This window comes from Streptomyces sp. NBC_00012 (assembly GCF_045040875.1).
GTDB lineage: Bacteria > Actinomycetota > Actinomycetes > Streptomycetales > Streptomycetaceae > Streptomyces.
Window position 1 is genome coordinate 7937320 of the sequence record NZ_CP108309.1, and the last position, 12843, is coordinate 7950162.

Here is a 12843-nt window from a genome sequence, read left to right on the forward strand (position 1 = left end):
CCGCGACAGCCGGGCACATACTGGAAGGAACCGCATGATTGGAGGACGCCATGATCGTCCTCGGTGTCATTCTGCTGGTCATCGGTCTGGTGGCCGGAATCTCGATCCTGTGGACCATCGGCGTGGTGCTCGTCGTGATCGGCGCCATCCTGTGGATCCTGGGCGCCGCCGGGCACGCGGTCGGCGGCCGGCGCCACTACTGGTAGCGCGCCGTCGGCAGGGTCGCCGCCCCGGCCGTCACAGCCCCGGGAACCGTCGCATATGGAGGTCGCAGTAGGTGCAGGCCGTCGACCAGGGTGTGGATGGCTGAGCGGGCGTAGTGGGAGGCGTCCCACCCCGCGTACAGGGGGACCGTCAGCGGGCCGTCAGGGGTGTGCACGATCAGTTCGGACAGGCCGAAGCGGGCGTGGTCGGTGACCAGGCAGACTCCGCGGCCCGCCGCGGCGAGGGCCTGGGCGAAGGGCGAGGACCCGGTCTCGGACACGGCGGCGAAGGCCAGCCCCGCCCGGCTGACGGCCTCGTCCAGCCTCGCCACATTGGCGCGGGTCATCAGGATCAGCGGTTCGGTGGCCAGCTCGGCGAGGGTGATCGTGGTGCGCCGGCTCCAGGGATGGCCGGCCGGGACCTGGGCGATGACCGGCGCGCGGCCCAGGAACGTGGATTCCAGCGGGGCCGGGGCGGGGCGCACGCGCCATCGGAAACGCCGCCCTGGACGTCGTACTCGACGCGTACGAGGAGGCGCAGCGCCTGCATCCGCGCGCCGATGTGCGCCACCGGATCGAGCACGCCGCCGTGATCCAGTGACGCGCAGGTCGCCAGGATCGCGGCGCTCGGCCTGATCCCGGTGCCGCAGGGCCGGTTCCTCTCGGAGACCGGTGACGGGCTGCTGGCGGCGCTCGGCCCCGAACGGTCCCGGCTGGTCTACCGGATGCGGTCGTTCCTCGACGCGGGCCTGGTGCTGCCCGGCTCGTCCGACGCGCCCGTGGTCGCCTCGGACCCGCTGCTGAGCATCCACGACATGGTGAACCGGACGACCGCCTCGGGGGCGCCGATCGGCCTACACGAGGCGGTGACGGCACGGGAGGCGCTGACCGCGTACACCGTCGGCTCGGCCCACGCAGTCCACGAGGAGCACATCAAGGGAACCCTTGCCCGGGGGATGCTCGCCGACTTCGCGGTGCTCAGCGACGACCTGCTGGGCGTGGCCCCGGAACGCATCGGGGAGCTGACGGTGGGGGCGACCGTGGTCGGCGGCCGGGTCGCCCACGACACCGGAGCGCTCGAGCTCTCCTGAGCGGGCCCGGCAACGGGACCGGGTCCGGCGGGACCGGTGCGGGCTCCGGCCGGCGTGGACCCGCCACCCGCTTTCGGGATACCAGTTTCGGCGGTGATCACCCTTTCCCTCGTTCCGACCGCGCCGGAGGTGCGAGGGCGGGCTCTCGGTCTCCAGGAAATCGCCATCGGCGTCATGCCGTTCGCCTCGCGGGGGCTCGGTGCGGCGGCCCAGTCGGTGGGGGTCGGGACCACCGCGTTCCTCAGCGGAATCCTGCTCGTCGCGGTGCTGCTGACGCTCGCGGCCCGGGTGCCCCAACTGCTCAGGTACAGCGGCGTGAACGTGCCGTAGTGCGGCCGGGGCGGGCGCGCAGGCGCCGCGCCACCGGCGTACGGGAACGGCCGCGGCGAAGTGTGTCCGCCGCGGCCTTACCCGTCGTCACCGACCGGGATCAGAGCTGGAGTTCGCCGTCCCGGACCACCACTCGTCCACCGGCCAACACCAGTTGCCGGCGCGGCGAGCGGACCAGGGCGTCCTGGACGTTCTCGGCGTCCAGCAGCACGATGTCCGCACGCGCCCCCGCGACGATGTCGTGGGTGTCGCGGTGCACGAAGCCCGCCGCGCGGGTGGAGGCCAGCTCCACCGCGTAGGCGAGCTCCTCGTCGGTGCGCAGGCCGTGCAGCCGGGCGAAGTTGAGTGCGACGCGAAGGATGTCGCCGTCACCGTACGGCGACCACAGGTCCCGGATTCCGTCGGTGCCGAGGCCGATCGGGACACCGCGGTCCCGCATCCCGCGCCAGGGCAGCGGCGCGGTGCGGACCGGGGCCACGGTCGCCCAGGAGACACCGGCCTCCTGGCAGGTCTCGAGCAGGCGCTGCTGCCGGTCCGCCGGAAGCTCGCCCAGGGCGAAGCCGTGCGAGACCGTCACCTTGCCCTGCAGCCCCGCGCGCAGGGTGCGCTGGGCGATGAGCTCGATCTGGAAGGCGCCGAGCTCACCTCCGTCGTGCAGGTGGATGTCGAGCCCGACGCCGCGTCGCTCCGCGATGTCGAAGAGGCCGTCGAGCTGCGCCACCGGGTCGCGGTCGATCGAGGCGGGGTCGAGGCCGCCGATGGAGGTCGCCCCGGCCTCGGCCGCCTTGTCGAGGAGTTCCAGCACGCCGGGGCGGCGCATGACGCCGTCCTGCGGGAACGCGACGATCTCCACCTCGATCGCACCGCCGAACCCGGCCACCGCCTCGCGGACGACCTCGATCCCGCGCAGCCCGACGCCGAGGTCGACGTCGACGTGACTGCGTACCGCCGTCGTGCCGTGCCGGAGGAACTCGCCCAGCACGGCGGTGGTCGAGGACGTGCTCGGGATACCGAGTCCGTCACGCTCGGCGCGTTCGTGGGAGATGCGCCCCCGGGTCGTGGCCTCGCCGCCGTAGGAGACCCACGGCTGCCCCCACCAGCTCTTGTCGAGATGGGCGTGCGCGTTGATGAAGCCGGGCAGGGCGAGGAGGCCGCCGCCGTCCAGGCGACCGCCCTCGTCGTCCGCCGTTCCGGCGGGTACTACGGAGAGGATCTCGGCGCCGGACAGCACGATGTCCACGGGCGCAGCACCCCAGGGGCGGACGTTCGTCAGTATCACATGAGCCATGAAGTGATGGTATACCAAATGGATTCGTGTCAGTCGGTCGGTCGGCGGGGAGCGGCGCCGCGCCGGCCGGCGAGGGCGAGCGGCAGAGTGGCGAGGCAGAGCGCGGCGGTGGCCATGAGTGCCAGGGAGAACGAGGCCCCTGTCGCCAGGTAGCCGACGAGGAGGGCGCCCACTCCCGTACCGCCGTCGAACCCGATGTTCCACACGGCGCTCGCGACTCCGCTGGACCGGCTGTCGACGGCGGCGAAGGCATCGACCAGGGTCAGGTTCTGGAGCCCGCCGTAGCTGACCCCGACCAGGGCCATCCCGGCCAGCAGCGGAACCAGGGCCGTCTCCTCCGGGGTGGCCACCGCCCAGGCCGTCAGGGCGAGTCCGACCGCCGTACCGATCACCAGCGGCCAGCGGAAGGGCTCCGTCCCGTACCGGTCGGCCAGCGCACCGAACCGCCAGCGGGAGACGGCAGCCGTCCCGGTCAGGAGCAGCAGCCCGGCCAGCGTCGCGGTGGAGTCGCTGCTCATCTGCGGGGCGAAGGTGATCAGGGCGCCGCCGGCCGTGGTGACGCCGAGCAGGAGCAGCATCGGGCGCAGCAGCGGAAGGTACCCGGCGCGCTTGCCCGGCACGGCGTCCCGGCCGGGCGCGCCCTCGGCCCCGGCCGGGTGCCCGTCCAGCCGACGGGCCAGCCGGAGCGCGGGCACCACGCCGAGCAGGGGCAGCGCGCCGATGGCGAACACGACCTCGAAGCCCAGGTTCTGCGCGGCCCACGGCGCGGTCGACACCAGGATGAGCTGGGGCCCCGCGATCGCCAGGCCGTACGCACCGATCGCCTGCCCGCGCCGCGCGGGCTCGACGAGTTCGGCGACGGCCCCGGCGCCGCAGACCGTGAGCACCCCGAACCCGAGCCCGCGCACCGCGGCGAGGGCGAGCACCGCGCCGAGCTGCGCGCTCAGCAGGTGCAGAAGCGCGGGGGCGCCGAGCAGGACCATCCCGCAGGCCAGGGTGGTCCGCCAGCCGAGGCGGCGTATCGCCGTCGGGACCAGGGTCTGGGCGAACACGGTGCAGAGCATCAGGATCGCGTTGACCGAACCGGCGCCGGCCGCATCGGCCCCGCCGTGCACGGCCCAGAGCGGTGCGGTGGGCAGCAGCACCGCGAACCCCGAGAATCCCGTCGCCGTCAGGAGCAGCAGCGCGGGCATGCCCGGTGCGTTCCAGACCGTTTCCCGCGCGGCGCTCTCCGCCGGAGCGTTCCTCACTGGCTCGTGCCTCCGTGGCGCCGTCGACGGACCGGCTGTCGCGGCCGGCCGGCATGCGAAGGAGGGCGGCAACGAGGCCGCCCATCGTGACACAAATGGTATACCGAATGTCGCTCGGCTGTTAGCCTGGCGCCATGAGCACAGTGAACGATCCGCAGTCTGTCACAGAGGGGGACCGCGAGTTCCTCCGTCGTTGCGTCGATCTCGCGAGTGAGGCCCTCGCGGCCGGAGACGAGCCGTTCGGTTCGCTCCTCGTGGACGAGCACGGCGCGATCCGGTTCGAGGACCGCAACCGGGTCAAGGACGGCGACGCGACCCGCCACCCGGAGTTCGAGATCGCGCGCTGGGCGGCCGAGAACATGTCCCCGCAGGAGCGGCGCGCCAGCGTCGTCTACACGTCCGGCGAGCACTGCCCGATGTGCAGCGCGGCCCACGCCTGGGTAGGCCTGGGCCGCATCGTGTACGCATCGGGCTGCGACCAGCTCGTGGCGTGGCGCCGGAGCTGGGGATTCGACGCGGGACCGGTCGCGGCGCTCCCCATCAACACCGTCGCTCCGGGCATCCCGGTGGCGGGCCCCGATCCGTCGCTCGCCGACGAGGTCCGCGCGCTGCACGCCCGGATGCTGGGCGTGGCCACCGAAGGCTGAGGGCCTGCCCGCCCGCCCCGGCGAGGGGCGGGCGGCTTCGCCCGGGTGGGCTTCCTCAGGAGCGCGGGTTGTCGGACCGGTCGTCGCGGGCCGCGTTCTTCTCCTTGATCCGCACCGCTTCCTTGCGGACGTCCGCCTGGGTGGCGCGTTCCTGCTGGAGCCAGTCGGGGGCTTCCTTCTTCAGTGCGTCGATCTGCTCCGTGGTGAGGGCCTCGGTGATTTCGCCACGGGCGAGACCTGAGATCGAGACACCCAGCTTCGCGGCGACCACCGGCCGGGGGTGCGGGCCGTTGCGCCGCAGTTCCTGCAGCCACTCGGGCGGATCGGCCTGCAGTGCGTTCAGCTCGGTGCGCGAGACGACACCCTCCTGGAACTCGGCGGGGGTGGCCTCGAGGTACACACCCAGTTTCTTTGCCGCGGTCGCGGGCTTCATCGTCTGGGCGGTCTTGTGCGACGTCATACGGACAAGGGTATCGAGCATGTGCGCTACCTCTGACCAGGGCCGGTAACCTGGCGGAGTGACAAGCTCGGAAGAAACCCCTTCGTTCCGGCTCGCGTACGTCCCGGGGGTGACACCCGGAAAGTGGGTGCGTATCTGGAACGAGCGGCTGCCCGACGTCCCGCTGACCCTCGTGGGGGTGTCGGCCGCCGAGGCGCCCGACGTGCTGCGGGGACGTGAGGCCGACGCCGGTCTCGTACGGCTGCCGATCGACCGGACGGCCCTCAGCGCCATCCCTCTCTATACCGAGACGACCGTGGTCGTGATCCCGAAGGACCACATCATGGCGGCTCTGGAAGAGGTCCCGGCCGCGGACCTGGCCGATGACATCGTGCTGCACCCCCTCGACGACACCCTCGACTGGGAGGACCGCCCGGGGCGGCCCGCCGACGAGCGTCCCGCCACCACGGCGGACGCCGTCGAGCTGGTGGCGGCGGGAGTGGGGCTGCTCGTCGTACCGCAGTCCCTCGCCCGCCTCCACCACCGCAAGGACCTCACGTACCGGCCGGTGCCGGACGCCCCCGAATCGCGCGTCGCGCTGTCGTGGCTGGAGGACGAGACCACCGATCTGGTGGAGGAGTTCATCGGGATCGTCCGCGGGCGGACCGTCAACAGCACCCGGGGCCGGCCCAAGCCCCAGGCTCAGGCGAAGGACAAGCGCGCCGACGGACGCGCCGAGAAGGGCGGTGCCCGGCGGAAGCCTGCGGCAGGCGGGACGGCCGGCAAGCCGGGTGCCAGGACGGCCGGGAAATCGGGCGGGAAGAGCCCGCGGAGCGGCTCCGCCGCCCCCAAGCGCGGCAAACCCCGTCGCCGTTCCTGAATCGCGTCCGCCACGGTCGACCAGTGGCCGGGGGGAGCGGCGCACCGGGGGCCGCCCGGTGCGCCGCACGGCCCGGTTCTCAGCGCCTGCGTCGTACCTTCGGTTCCGGTACGAGGCGCACGACGCCGTTGAGCAGATGGTCGACCAGGTCGTGCGAGGGCTTGTCGGTGAGGTTGGTGAGCAGCCGGGCCAGGGTGTTGAGCAGGAACGGCGACCCCATGACGTAACGGTTGAGGACCGGCTGGAAACCGGAGCGGCTGAAGACCAGATCGGCGGCCGTGTTGCCGAGACGGTAGTAGCGCCCCCATCGGCGGTTCATCTCGACGGGGTAGCCGTGCAGCACCTGCTCGCGCCTGGGGCCCCGGGGCATGGCGAGGGCCAGCGTGGCGGTCTCGGCGGCGACCTCGCCGGCCTCCATGGCCTGGCCGATCCCCTCGCCGTTCCAGGGGCTGATCATGCCTCCGGAGTCGCCGACGAGCAGGAGCCCGCGGGTGTAGAGGGGATGGCGGTTGAAGCCCAGCGGAAGGGCGGCGCTACGGACCGGGCCCTCCGCGTTCTCCTCGCGCAGCCCCCAAGCCTCGGGGGTACGGGCCAGCCACTCGTCCAGCGTGGCGCGCAGGTCCGCCTTTCCGTGCCGCCGGTGCGGCAGCGCGCCGAGGCCGACGTTGACGCGGCCGTCGCCCATGGGGAAGATCCAGCCGTACCCGGGCAGGTAGTGATCGCTCCCGGGGAACCGGAGGTCGGCCCACAGCTCCAGGTACTCCTCCGCGGAGCGCTCGGGGCTGCGGTAGTAGCGGCGGGCGGCCGTCGCGATCTGCCTGTTCCGGTCCCGCTGGAGGCCCATGGCGAGGGCGAGGCGGGCCGAGGCGCCGTCGGCGGCGATCACGATCGGTGCGTGGAAGGCCAGCGGTTCCTTCTCCTCGGTCGTCGCGGTGACACCGGTGATGCGCCCTGCCCGGTCGGTCAGTGGCCGGGTCACCTTCACACCGCTGCGCAGCCGCGCTCCGGCGGCGACGGCGTGCCGGGCGAGGATGTCGTCGAAGTCGTGCCGGCTGCGCGAGAGACCGAAATCCGGATAGCGGCCGAGCGCGGGCCAGTCGATGTGCACCTGATGCTCCCCGGCCACCCAGCGCATCCCGCGCGAACGGGTCCACCCCGGAGCCTTGATGTCGACGCCCATCCTGATGAGCTGGTGCACCGCACGCGGCGTCAGACCGTCCCCGCACACCTTCTCCCGGGGGAACCGGGACTTCTCCAGCAGCAGGACATCGACGCCCGCTCTGGCGAGGTGGAAGGCGGCAGCCGATCCCGCGGGGCCCGCCCCCACCACGATCACCTGGGCTTCCTCGTCCGAGCCGTGGTCGGACCGGGCGTCCGACCCGGACCGGTCTGGCGTCGTTTCCCGCATCGGGAACCCCTTCCTGAAGCCGGTGCCGTACCGGGGACGGCAACCATCCGCTTCATCATCGATCAAGGACGACCGGTGTGTGACCCGGTCCGGAAAACCGGCACCTGCCTGCGGGAACCTCAAGATGCGTACCGCCTGAAACCATGACAATTTACCCTTGCTGACCAGCTACTCAGGTGAAAGGGACCCTCTGATGGAGCGTCGTCCGGCGAGTCGGCGGCTCGCGGCCGATCCGGACCCGCCCGAGGGGATACGCGGCGCACCGGCCGACGCCACGTCACCCGGCCCCGCCGGGCCGCCGCACACCGAGGCCGCGTCCCGCCCGCGCCCGCCGCCGGGCCGCACGCGTTCCGTCGCCCCGTCCCGCCGGCAACGTACTGCCGCCGCAAGGAGTGCCGTATGAGCACCATGGACGTTCCCTCGGAAGCCGAGTCGGAGATTCCCGCATCGCAGCCACGGGCCGGGAAGCCCGCGCTGCCGGGGATGACCTGGGTCACGCTGGCGCTGATGACCACCGCCTCGGTGGCCAGCCTGCGGTCCGCCCCGACGATGGCCGTGTACGGACTGGCCTGCGTCTTCCTCTACATCGTCCCGGCGATCGTGTTCCTGATGCCCACGGCGCTGGTCTCCGCCGAGCTGGCGTCGGGGTGGAACGGCGGTGTCTACCGCTGGGTGAGCGAGGGGCTGTCGAAGCCGCTCGGATTCCTCGCCGTGTGGTGCCAGTTCGCGATGACGATCTTCTACTACCCGAGCCTGCTCGCGTACGTCGCCGGCACCATCGCCTATGTCATCGACCCGAGCCTGGCAGGCAGCGGCCTGTACACCGCGATCGTGATCATGGTCCTGTACTGGACCGGGGTGTGGGTCTCCTCCCGGGGCACGAAGGCCGTCGCGGGGCTCTCGTCCTGGGGCCTGATCATCGGGACGCTGGTTCCGGGCACCGTCCTCGTGGTGCTCGGGTTCGTCTTCCTGGGCCAGGGCAACGGTTCCGCGGCTCCGATGACCGCCGGTCATCTGCTTCCGCAGTGGACCGGGCTCGCCAGTCTCGTCCTGATCGTCAACAACTTCCTCAGCTACTCCGGCATGGAGATGAACGCCGTCCACGTCTCGTCGCTGAAGAACCCGGCCAGGGAGTACCCGCGGTCGATGTTCCTCGCCATGGGACTGGTGCTGCTGATCTTCATCCTTCCGGCGCTGGCCATCAGCTGGGTCGTCCCGGCCGATCAGCTCAGCCTGACGGCCGGTGTGATGCAGGCGTTCGACGCGTTCTTCTCGTACTTCCACGTCGGCTGGCTCACCCCGGTCGTGGCCGTCGCCCTGGTCGCGGCGGCGCTCGGCGGCATGCTCACCTGGCTGGCGGGGCCCTCCAAGGGCCTGCTGCTGATCTCCCGGGAGGAGGGCTATCTGCCGCCGTTCCTCCAGAAGCTCAACAGGAACGGCATTCAGCAGAACATCCTGGTCACCCAGGGCGTCGTCACCACCGCCATCGCCCTCATGTACGCGTTGATCCCCGATGTCTCCAGCGCCTACTGGATCTTCTCCGTGATCACCACGCAGGTGTATCTCATCGTCTATCTGCTGATGTTCGCCGCCGCGATCCGGCTGCGCAGGACCCAGCCCGACCACCCGCGCGGCTATCGCGCCCCCGCCCTCGTACCGCTGTGCGTCCTCGGTCTGCTCGCCTCGCTCGCCGCCCTGGCGATCGGGTTCGTACCGTCGTCGCAGTTCGGCGGCGGCAGCGTCTGGTCGTACGTCGCGCTGGTCGGCGGCGGGCTCGTCGTGCTCGGTCTGCTTGTTCCGTACCTCTTCCTCAGGCTCCGGAAGCCGAGCTGGCGCACTCCCGCGGGGCAGGACGGCGCGGCGGCGGGCAGTGACGCATGAGCCCACGCGCATGGCTTCCGAGCACCGCTGGATCTCGTCCTCCAGGTCTGCTGCCCCGGACCGGGTCGAGGCGTTCGACCGGACCGTGGACGAGCTCAGGACCGGCAGCACGGTTCGGCGATGAACCCGGCCGGCCCGAAAGAAAGCAAGAGGAACCGGACTACCCGGGTCCGGACCGATGACCGGGAGACAATGATGAGCGAGCACGAACTGGCCGACCGGATCGCCGCCCTGATGCCGCGTGCCAAGGCGGATCTCACCGAACTGGTCGCGATCCCCTCCGTCGCCGACCCCCGCCAGTACCCGCCCGAGGAATGCCGGAAGGCGGCCCAGTGGGTCGCCGACGCATTCACCGAGGCGGGTCTGCGCGATGTGCACCTCGCCGAGACGCCGGACGGCAGCGCGGCCGTGCTCGGCCATCGTCCGCCGCCGCCCGGCGCGCCGACCGTGCTGCTCTACTGCCACTACGACGTCCAGCCGCCGCTCGACGACGACGCCTGGACCTCGCCGCCCTTCACGCTCACCGAGCGCGACGGCCGCTGTGCAACGTCTTCACCAACGCCTACCCGCGCGCCGAGATCGTCCTGATGGGCGTGGAGGAACCGCAGTGCCTCGTCCACGCCCCCGACGAGAGCGTCGACCCCACCGAGATCCAGCACATGGCCCATGTCGAGGCCCTCTTCCTCAGCCGGTACGCGGCCGCACGGCGCAACTGAGCGACCAAGGGCCCCGCTACGACTCCAGGTAGCGCATGACCGCCAGCACCCGTCTGCTGTAGCCGGTGGTGCGTGGCAGATCGAGCTTCTCGAAGACCGAGTTGAGGTTCTTCTCGACCGAACTCAGCGAGATGTGCAGCTGCTGCGCGATGGCCGCGTTGCTGCGGCCCTGGGCCAGCTCCTGCAGGACGGTGCGCTCCCGGGGAGTCAGCCTGGCCAACGGGTCGACGTGGGTGGTCCGCACCACCAACTGCCGTACGACCTCCGCGTCGATGGACGCCCCGCCCGCGTGGATCCGTTCCAGCGACTCCAGGAACTCGTCGACCTGCGCGACCCGGTCCTTGAGTAGATAGCCGACCCGCTCGGCGTTCTGCGACAGCAGCCGCACCGCGTAGTTGCGCTCCACGTGCTGGGAGAGCACCAGCACACCGACCAGGGGCCACCGCTCGCGGATCTCCAGAGCGGCCCGCAGCCCCTCGTCGGTGTGGGTCGGCGGCATCCGGATATCGACGACGACGAGGTCCGGCGGGTCCTCCTCGACCGCCCTGACGAGGGATTCACCGTCCCCCACCGAGGCGAGGACCTCGTGCCCCTCCTCCGCCAGGAGCAGGGCCAGGCCCTCTCGGAGCAGGGCCGAGTCCTCGGCGAGCATTACGCGCACGGCAACTCCGCGGTGATCGTGGTGGGGCCCCCGGAAGGGCTGTCGATGTGCAGCCGGCCGTCCAGTGCGTCCACCCGGCTGCGCAGCCCGGACAGCCCGCCGCCCAACGGATCCGCGCCGCCGGTGCCGTTGTCCTCGACGGACACCGAAACCCGGTCCCCGTCGCCCCGGACGCCCACCCGGATACGGGTCGCCCGCGAGTGCTTGGCCGCATTGGTCACGGCCTCGCAGACCACGAAGTAGGCGGCGGTCTCCACCGGCCGGGGCAACGGCTGAGGCAGTGAGAACTCCATGTGCAGGGGAATGCTGCAGCGTTGGGCCACCCCGCCGAGAGCCTCTTCGAGCCCCAGGTCGTCGAGTGCCGAGGGGTAGACCCGCCAGGCCACCTCGCGCAGTTCCGTGAGGACCTCCTGGGAGGCCTGGTGGGCCTGCCGGAGCAGCGACTCCGCCTGTTCGGGACGCCGGTTGCGGCGGGCCCGGCCCAGCAGCATGGCCAGTGCGACGAGTCGCTGCTGCACACCGTCGTGCAGATCGCGTTCGATGCGCCTGCGTTCCGCGTCGACCGCCCGGAGCACCCCGGCCCGGCTGGCGGCCAGTTCGGCGACGCGCCGCTCCAGCAACTCCCGCTCGGAGGGCCCGAAATGATCGCGCGCCAGCCGGGAGTCGAGCGCGTTCAGCGAGAAGATCCCCTGCAGATCGAGGAAGAGCAGCACACCGCCCAGGACCGCCTGGGGCAGCAGCCCCTGCCAGTCGGTGGGGTCACGGACCACCCCCGCGGCCAGCAACCCGGCCAGCCCGGCCCCGTACCCCAGCAGCGCGAGCACCCACGCGAACAGCGTCCCCGCGCAGGTGCGGGCGGCCAGATAGCGAAGAACATCCTGGTCGGACGAGTGGTGTGCGGGGAACACATCGCCGAAGAAGGCACTGCGGCGGATCCGTTCCAGCCCGGTGAGTCCGCGCGCTCCGGTACTCAGCAGAGCCAGCGCACGCGGCCGGGTACGGGGCCACAGCACGAACGGCAGCGACAGCCCGCCCGGCACGGCGAAATACAGCAGCCCGAACAGGGCGGTGCCGCAGCCGAGCAGAGCGCCCGAGGCTCTGCGGGGCCAGGGGTACGGGTGAGTCACCGTCGCGCCCGCCCCGTCGCGCCGCGGGCCGGGCAGCTCCGGCAGCTCCGGCCGTCGGCCGGTCGTACGGTCCGCGAAGTCCCCCTGCACGGTTGCCGAGGCTAGCCGTACGGCAGGGGCACGGCAAGATCCTTCCGGCCGGGCCGGAGCCACCGACGGCGTACGGGGCCGTGACGCCGTGCTCATGGGGCCCGGCGGTGCTGCGCCCGGCCATCGGACCGCAGGCGTACGGCCACGTACCCGGCGACGGCCACCAGGACCAGGACGAGAACGGCCTTGGACAGGACCCCGACGTAGGTCTCCACCAGATCCCAGCGGTCGCCGAGCCAGTAACCGGCCATCACGAGAACCGAGTTCCACAACAGGCTGCCCAGGGCGGTCAGGGCCACGAAGAGCGGCAGCGGCATCCGCTCCACACCGGCCGGCACGGAGATGAGACTCCGGAAGATCGGCACCATGCGGCCCAGGAGGACGGCCTTGGTGCCGTGTCTGGCGAACCACTGCTCCGTACGCTCCAGATCGGAACCCCGAACCAGCGGGAGCCTCGCCCAGATCGCATGCGTACGCTCGCGGCCGAAGAGCATCCCGATCCAGTACAGGGCCACCGCACCCACCACCGAACCCAGCGTGGTCCAGAAGAGCGCCGAGGCCAGACCGATGACACCCTGCCCCGCGGCGAACCCGGTCAGCGGGAGAATGACCTCGCTGGGCAGCGGTGGAAAGAGATTCTCCAGGGCGATGGCGAGTCCGGCTCCCGGACCTCCCATGGTGTCGACGAGGCCGGCCGCCCAGCCGGCGACACCGCCCGCCGGTTCCTTGGCGAGACCGAGAATGACGAGATCCATGAGCTGACTCCTGGCCGTTGTGGTGAGGCGCGAGAAGTCCGTCGTGCCTCACCGGCAACGCTAGGAACCGACAGCCG

The 12843-nt window shown here is 71.6% G+C and carries 15 protein-coding genes and 1 pseudogene; 8 read left to right on the forward strand and 8 right to left on the reverse strand.

Annotation, left to right across the window (positions count from 1 at the left end):
- The first annotated feature begins 50 nt into the window (after positions 1–50).
- A complete protein-coding gene (locus OHA19_RS35745) occupies positions 51–206 on the forward strand; it encodes a DUF6131 family protein (protein ID WP_164495262.1) in 156 nt (51 codons plus the stop codon).
- Here OHA19_RS35745 and OHA19_RS35750 read toward each other — a convergent pair.
- Positions 197–688 carry a LysR family transcriptional regulator substrate-binding protein gene (locus OHA19_RS35750; protein WP_405709509.1) on the reverse strand — a complete coding sequence of 164 codons (492 nt, stop codon included), beginning with the start codon at positions 686–688 and terminating at the stop codon, positions 197–199. The two genes, OHA19_RS35745 and OHA19_RS35750, sit on opposite strands and share 10 nt — an antisense overlap.
- Positions 689–844: 156 nt before the next feature.
- Between OHA19_RS35750 and OHA19_RS35755 the strand changes: the two genes are divergently transcribed.
- Positions 845–1294: an amidohydrolase family protein gene (locus OHA19_RS35755; protein ID WP_405709503.1), complete on the forward strand. Its 450-nt coding sequence runs from the start codon at positions 845–847 to the stop codon at positions 1292–1294.
- A 93-nt stretch (positions 1295–1387) separates the two neighbouring features.
- Positions 1388–1624, forward strand: a complete 237-nt coding sequence (locus OHA19_RS35760; RefSeq protein ID WP_405709500.1) for a hypothetical protein — start codon at positions 1388–1390, stop codon at positions 1622–1624.
- A 100-nt stretch (positions 1625–1724) separates the two neighbouring features.
- Here OHA19_RS35760 and OHA19_RS35765 read toward each other — a convergent pair whose 3' ends face one another.
- The gene (locus tag OHA19_RS35765) at positions 1725–2912 is read right to left on the reverse strand and encodes an amidohydrolase (RefSeq protein WP_405709497.1); all 1188 of its coding nucleotides are present in this window, start codon (positions 2910–2912) and stop codon (positions 1725–1727) included.
- A 29-nt stretch (positions 2913–2941) separates the two neighbouring features.
- Positions 2942–4162, reverse strand: coding sequence for an MFS transporter (locus OHA19_RS35770; RefSeq protein WP_405709494.1), 1221 nt, complete (start codon positions 4160–4162; stop codon positions 2942–2944).
- Positions 4163–4296: 134 nt separating this feature from the next.
- On the opposite strand from OHA19_RS35770, the gene OHA19_RS35775 reads away from it, so the two are divergent.
- Entirely contained in the window at positions 4297–4809 is a 513-nt protein-coding gene (locus tag OHA19_RS35775; RefSeq protein WP_405709491.1) for a nucleoside deaminase, read from the forward strand.
- Between the two features lie 55 nt (positions 4810–4864).
- On the opposite strand, the gene OHA19_RS35780 is transcribed toward OHA19_RS35775, so the two are convergent.
- Positions 4865–5269, reverse strand: coding sequence for a DUF5997 family protein (locus OHA19_RS35780; protein WP_405709489.1), 405 nt, complete (start codon positions 5267–5269; stop codon positions 4865–4867).
- 58 nt (positions 5270–5327) lie between these two features.
- Between OHA19_RS35780 and OHA19_RS35785 the strand changes: the two genes are divergently transcribed.
- The gene (locus OHA19_RS35785; protein WP_405709486.1) at positions 5328–6128 is read left to right on the forward strand and encodes a LysR family substrate-binding domain-containing protein; all 801 of its coding nucleotides are present in this window, start codon (positions 5328–5330) and stop codon (positions 6126–6128) included.
- Positions 6129–6207: 79 nt separating this feature from the next.
- On the opposite strand, the gene OHA19_RS35790 is transcribed toward OHA19_RS35785, so the two are convergent.
- Positions 6208–7536 carry a geranylgeranyl reductase family protein gene (locus OHA19_RS35790; RefSeq protein WP_405752921.1) on the reverse strand — a complete coding sequence of 443 codons (1329 nt, stop codon included), beginning with the start codon at positions 7534–7536 and terminating at the stop codon, positions 6208–6210.
- 399 nt (positions 7537–7935) lie between these two features.
- Here OHA19_RS35790 and OHA19_RS35795 point away from each other — a divergent pair, with 399 nt between their 5' ends.
- The 3 genes and pseudogenes from OHA19_RS35795 to OHA19_RS35805 all read left to right on the forward strand — a co-directional run bounded on the left by OHA19_RS35795 (position 7936) and on the right by OHA19_RS35805 (position 10133).
- The gene (locus OHA19_RS35795) at positions 7936–9417 is read left to right on the forward strand and encodes an APC family permease (RefSeq protein ID WP_405709480.1); all 1482 of its coding nucleotides are present in this window, start codon (positions 7936–7938) and stop codon (positions 9415–9417) included.
- A gap of 195 nt (positions 9418–9612) precedes the next feature.
- Positions 9613–9957, forward strand: a pseudogene (locus tag OHA19_RS35800) (dipeptidase); the annotation flags it as partial.
- Positions 9958–10010: 53 nt separating this feature from the next.
- Positions 10011–10133, forward strand: coding sequence for a hypothetical protein (locus OHA19_RS35805; protein ID WP_405752924.1), 123 nt, complete (start codon positions 10011–10013; stop codon positions 10131–10133).
- A 16-nt stretch (positions 10134–10149) separates the two neighbouring features.
- On the opposite strand, the gene OHA19_RS35810 is transcribed toward OHA19_RS35805, so the two are convergent.
- The 3 genes from OHA19_RS35810 to OHA19_RS35820 all read right to left on the reverse strand — a co-directional run bounded on the left by OHA19_RS35810 (position 10150) and on the right by OHA19_RS35820 (position 12766).
- Positions 10150–10785 carry a response regulator gene (locus OHA19_RS35810; RefSeq protein WP_405721215.1) on the reverse strand — a complete coding sequence of 212 codons (636 nt, stop codon included), beginning with the start codon at positions 10783–10785 and terminating at the stop codon, positions 10150–10152.
- The gene (locus tag OHA19_RS35815; RefSeq protein WP_405752927.1) at positions 10785–12011 is read right to left on the reverse strand and encodes a sensor histidine kinase; all 1227 of its coding nucleotides are present in this window, start codon (positions 12009–12011) and stop codon (positions 10785–10787) included. Before OHA19_RS35815 ends, OHA19_RS35810 begins: the two co-directional genes overlap by 1 nt.
- Positions 12012–12103: 92 nt before the next feature.
- Positions 12104–12766 (reverse strand): DedA family protein, encoded by a 663-nt coding sequence (locus tag OHA19_RS35820; RefSeq protein ID WP_405709471.1) that lies wholly within the window; start codon positions 12764–12766, stop codon positions 12104–12106.
- Positions 12767–12843 lie beyond the last annotated feature (77 nt).

What these genes read in the sequence shown, in the direction of transcription:
- OHA19_RS35745 (WP_164495262.1), top strand. Translation starts at nt 51, where the DNA reads ATGATCGTCCTCGGTGTCATTCTGCTGGTCATCGGTCTGGTGGCCGGA.
- OHA19_RS35810 (WP_405721215.1), bottom strand. Translation starts at nt 10,785, where the DNA reads ATGCTCGCCGAGGACTCGGCCCTGCTCCGAGAGGGCCTGGCCCTGCTC.
- OHA19_RS35790 (WP_405752921.1), bottom strand. Translation starts at nt 7,536, where the DNA reads ATGCGGGAAACGACGCCAGACCGGTCCGGGTCGGACGCCCGGTCCGAC.
- OHA19_RS35820 (WP_405709471.1), bottom strand. Translation starts at nt 12,766, where the DNA reads ATGGATCTCGTCATTCTCGGTCTCGCCAAGGAACCGGCGGGCGGTGTC.
- OHA19_RS35795 (WP_405709480.1), top strand. Translation starts at nt 7,936, where the DNA reads ATGAGCACCATGGACGTTCCCTCGGAAGCCGAGTCGGAGATTCCCGCA.
- OHA19_RS35780 (WP_405709489.1), bottom strand. Translation starts at nt 5,269, where the DNA reads ATGACGTCGCACAAGACCGCCCAGACGATGAAGCCCGCGACCGCGGCA.
- OHA19_RS35775 (WP_405709491.1), top strand. Translation starts at nt 4,297, where the DNA reads ATGAGCACAGTGAACGATCCGCAGTCTGTCACAGAGGGGGACCGCGAG.
- OHA19_RS35765 (WP_405709497.1), bottom strand. Translation starts at nt 2,912, where the DNA reads ATGGCTCATGTGATACTGACGAACGTCCGCCCCTGGGGTGCTGCGCCC.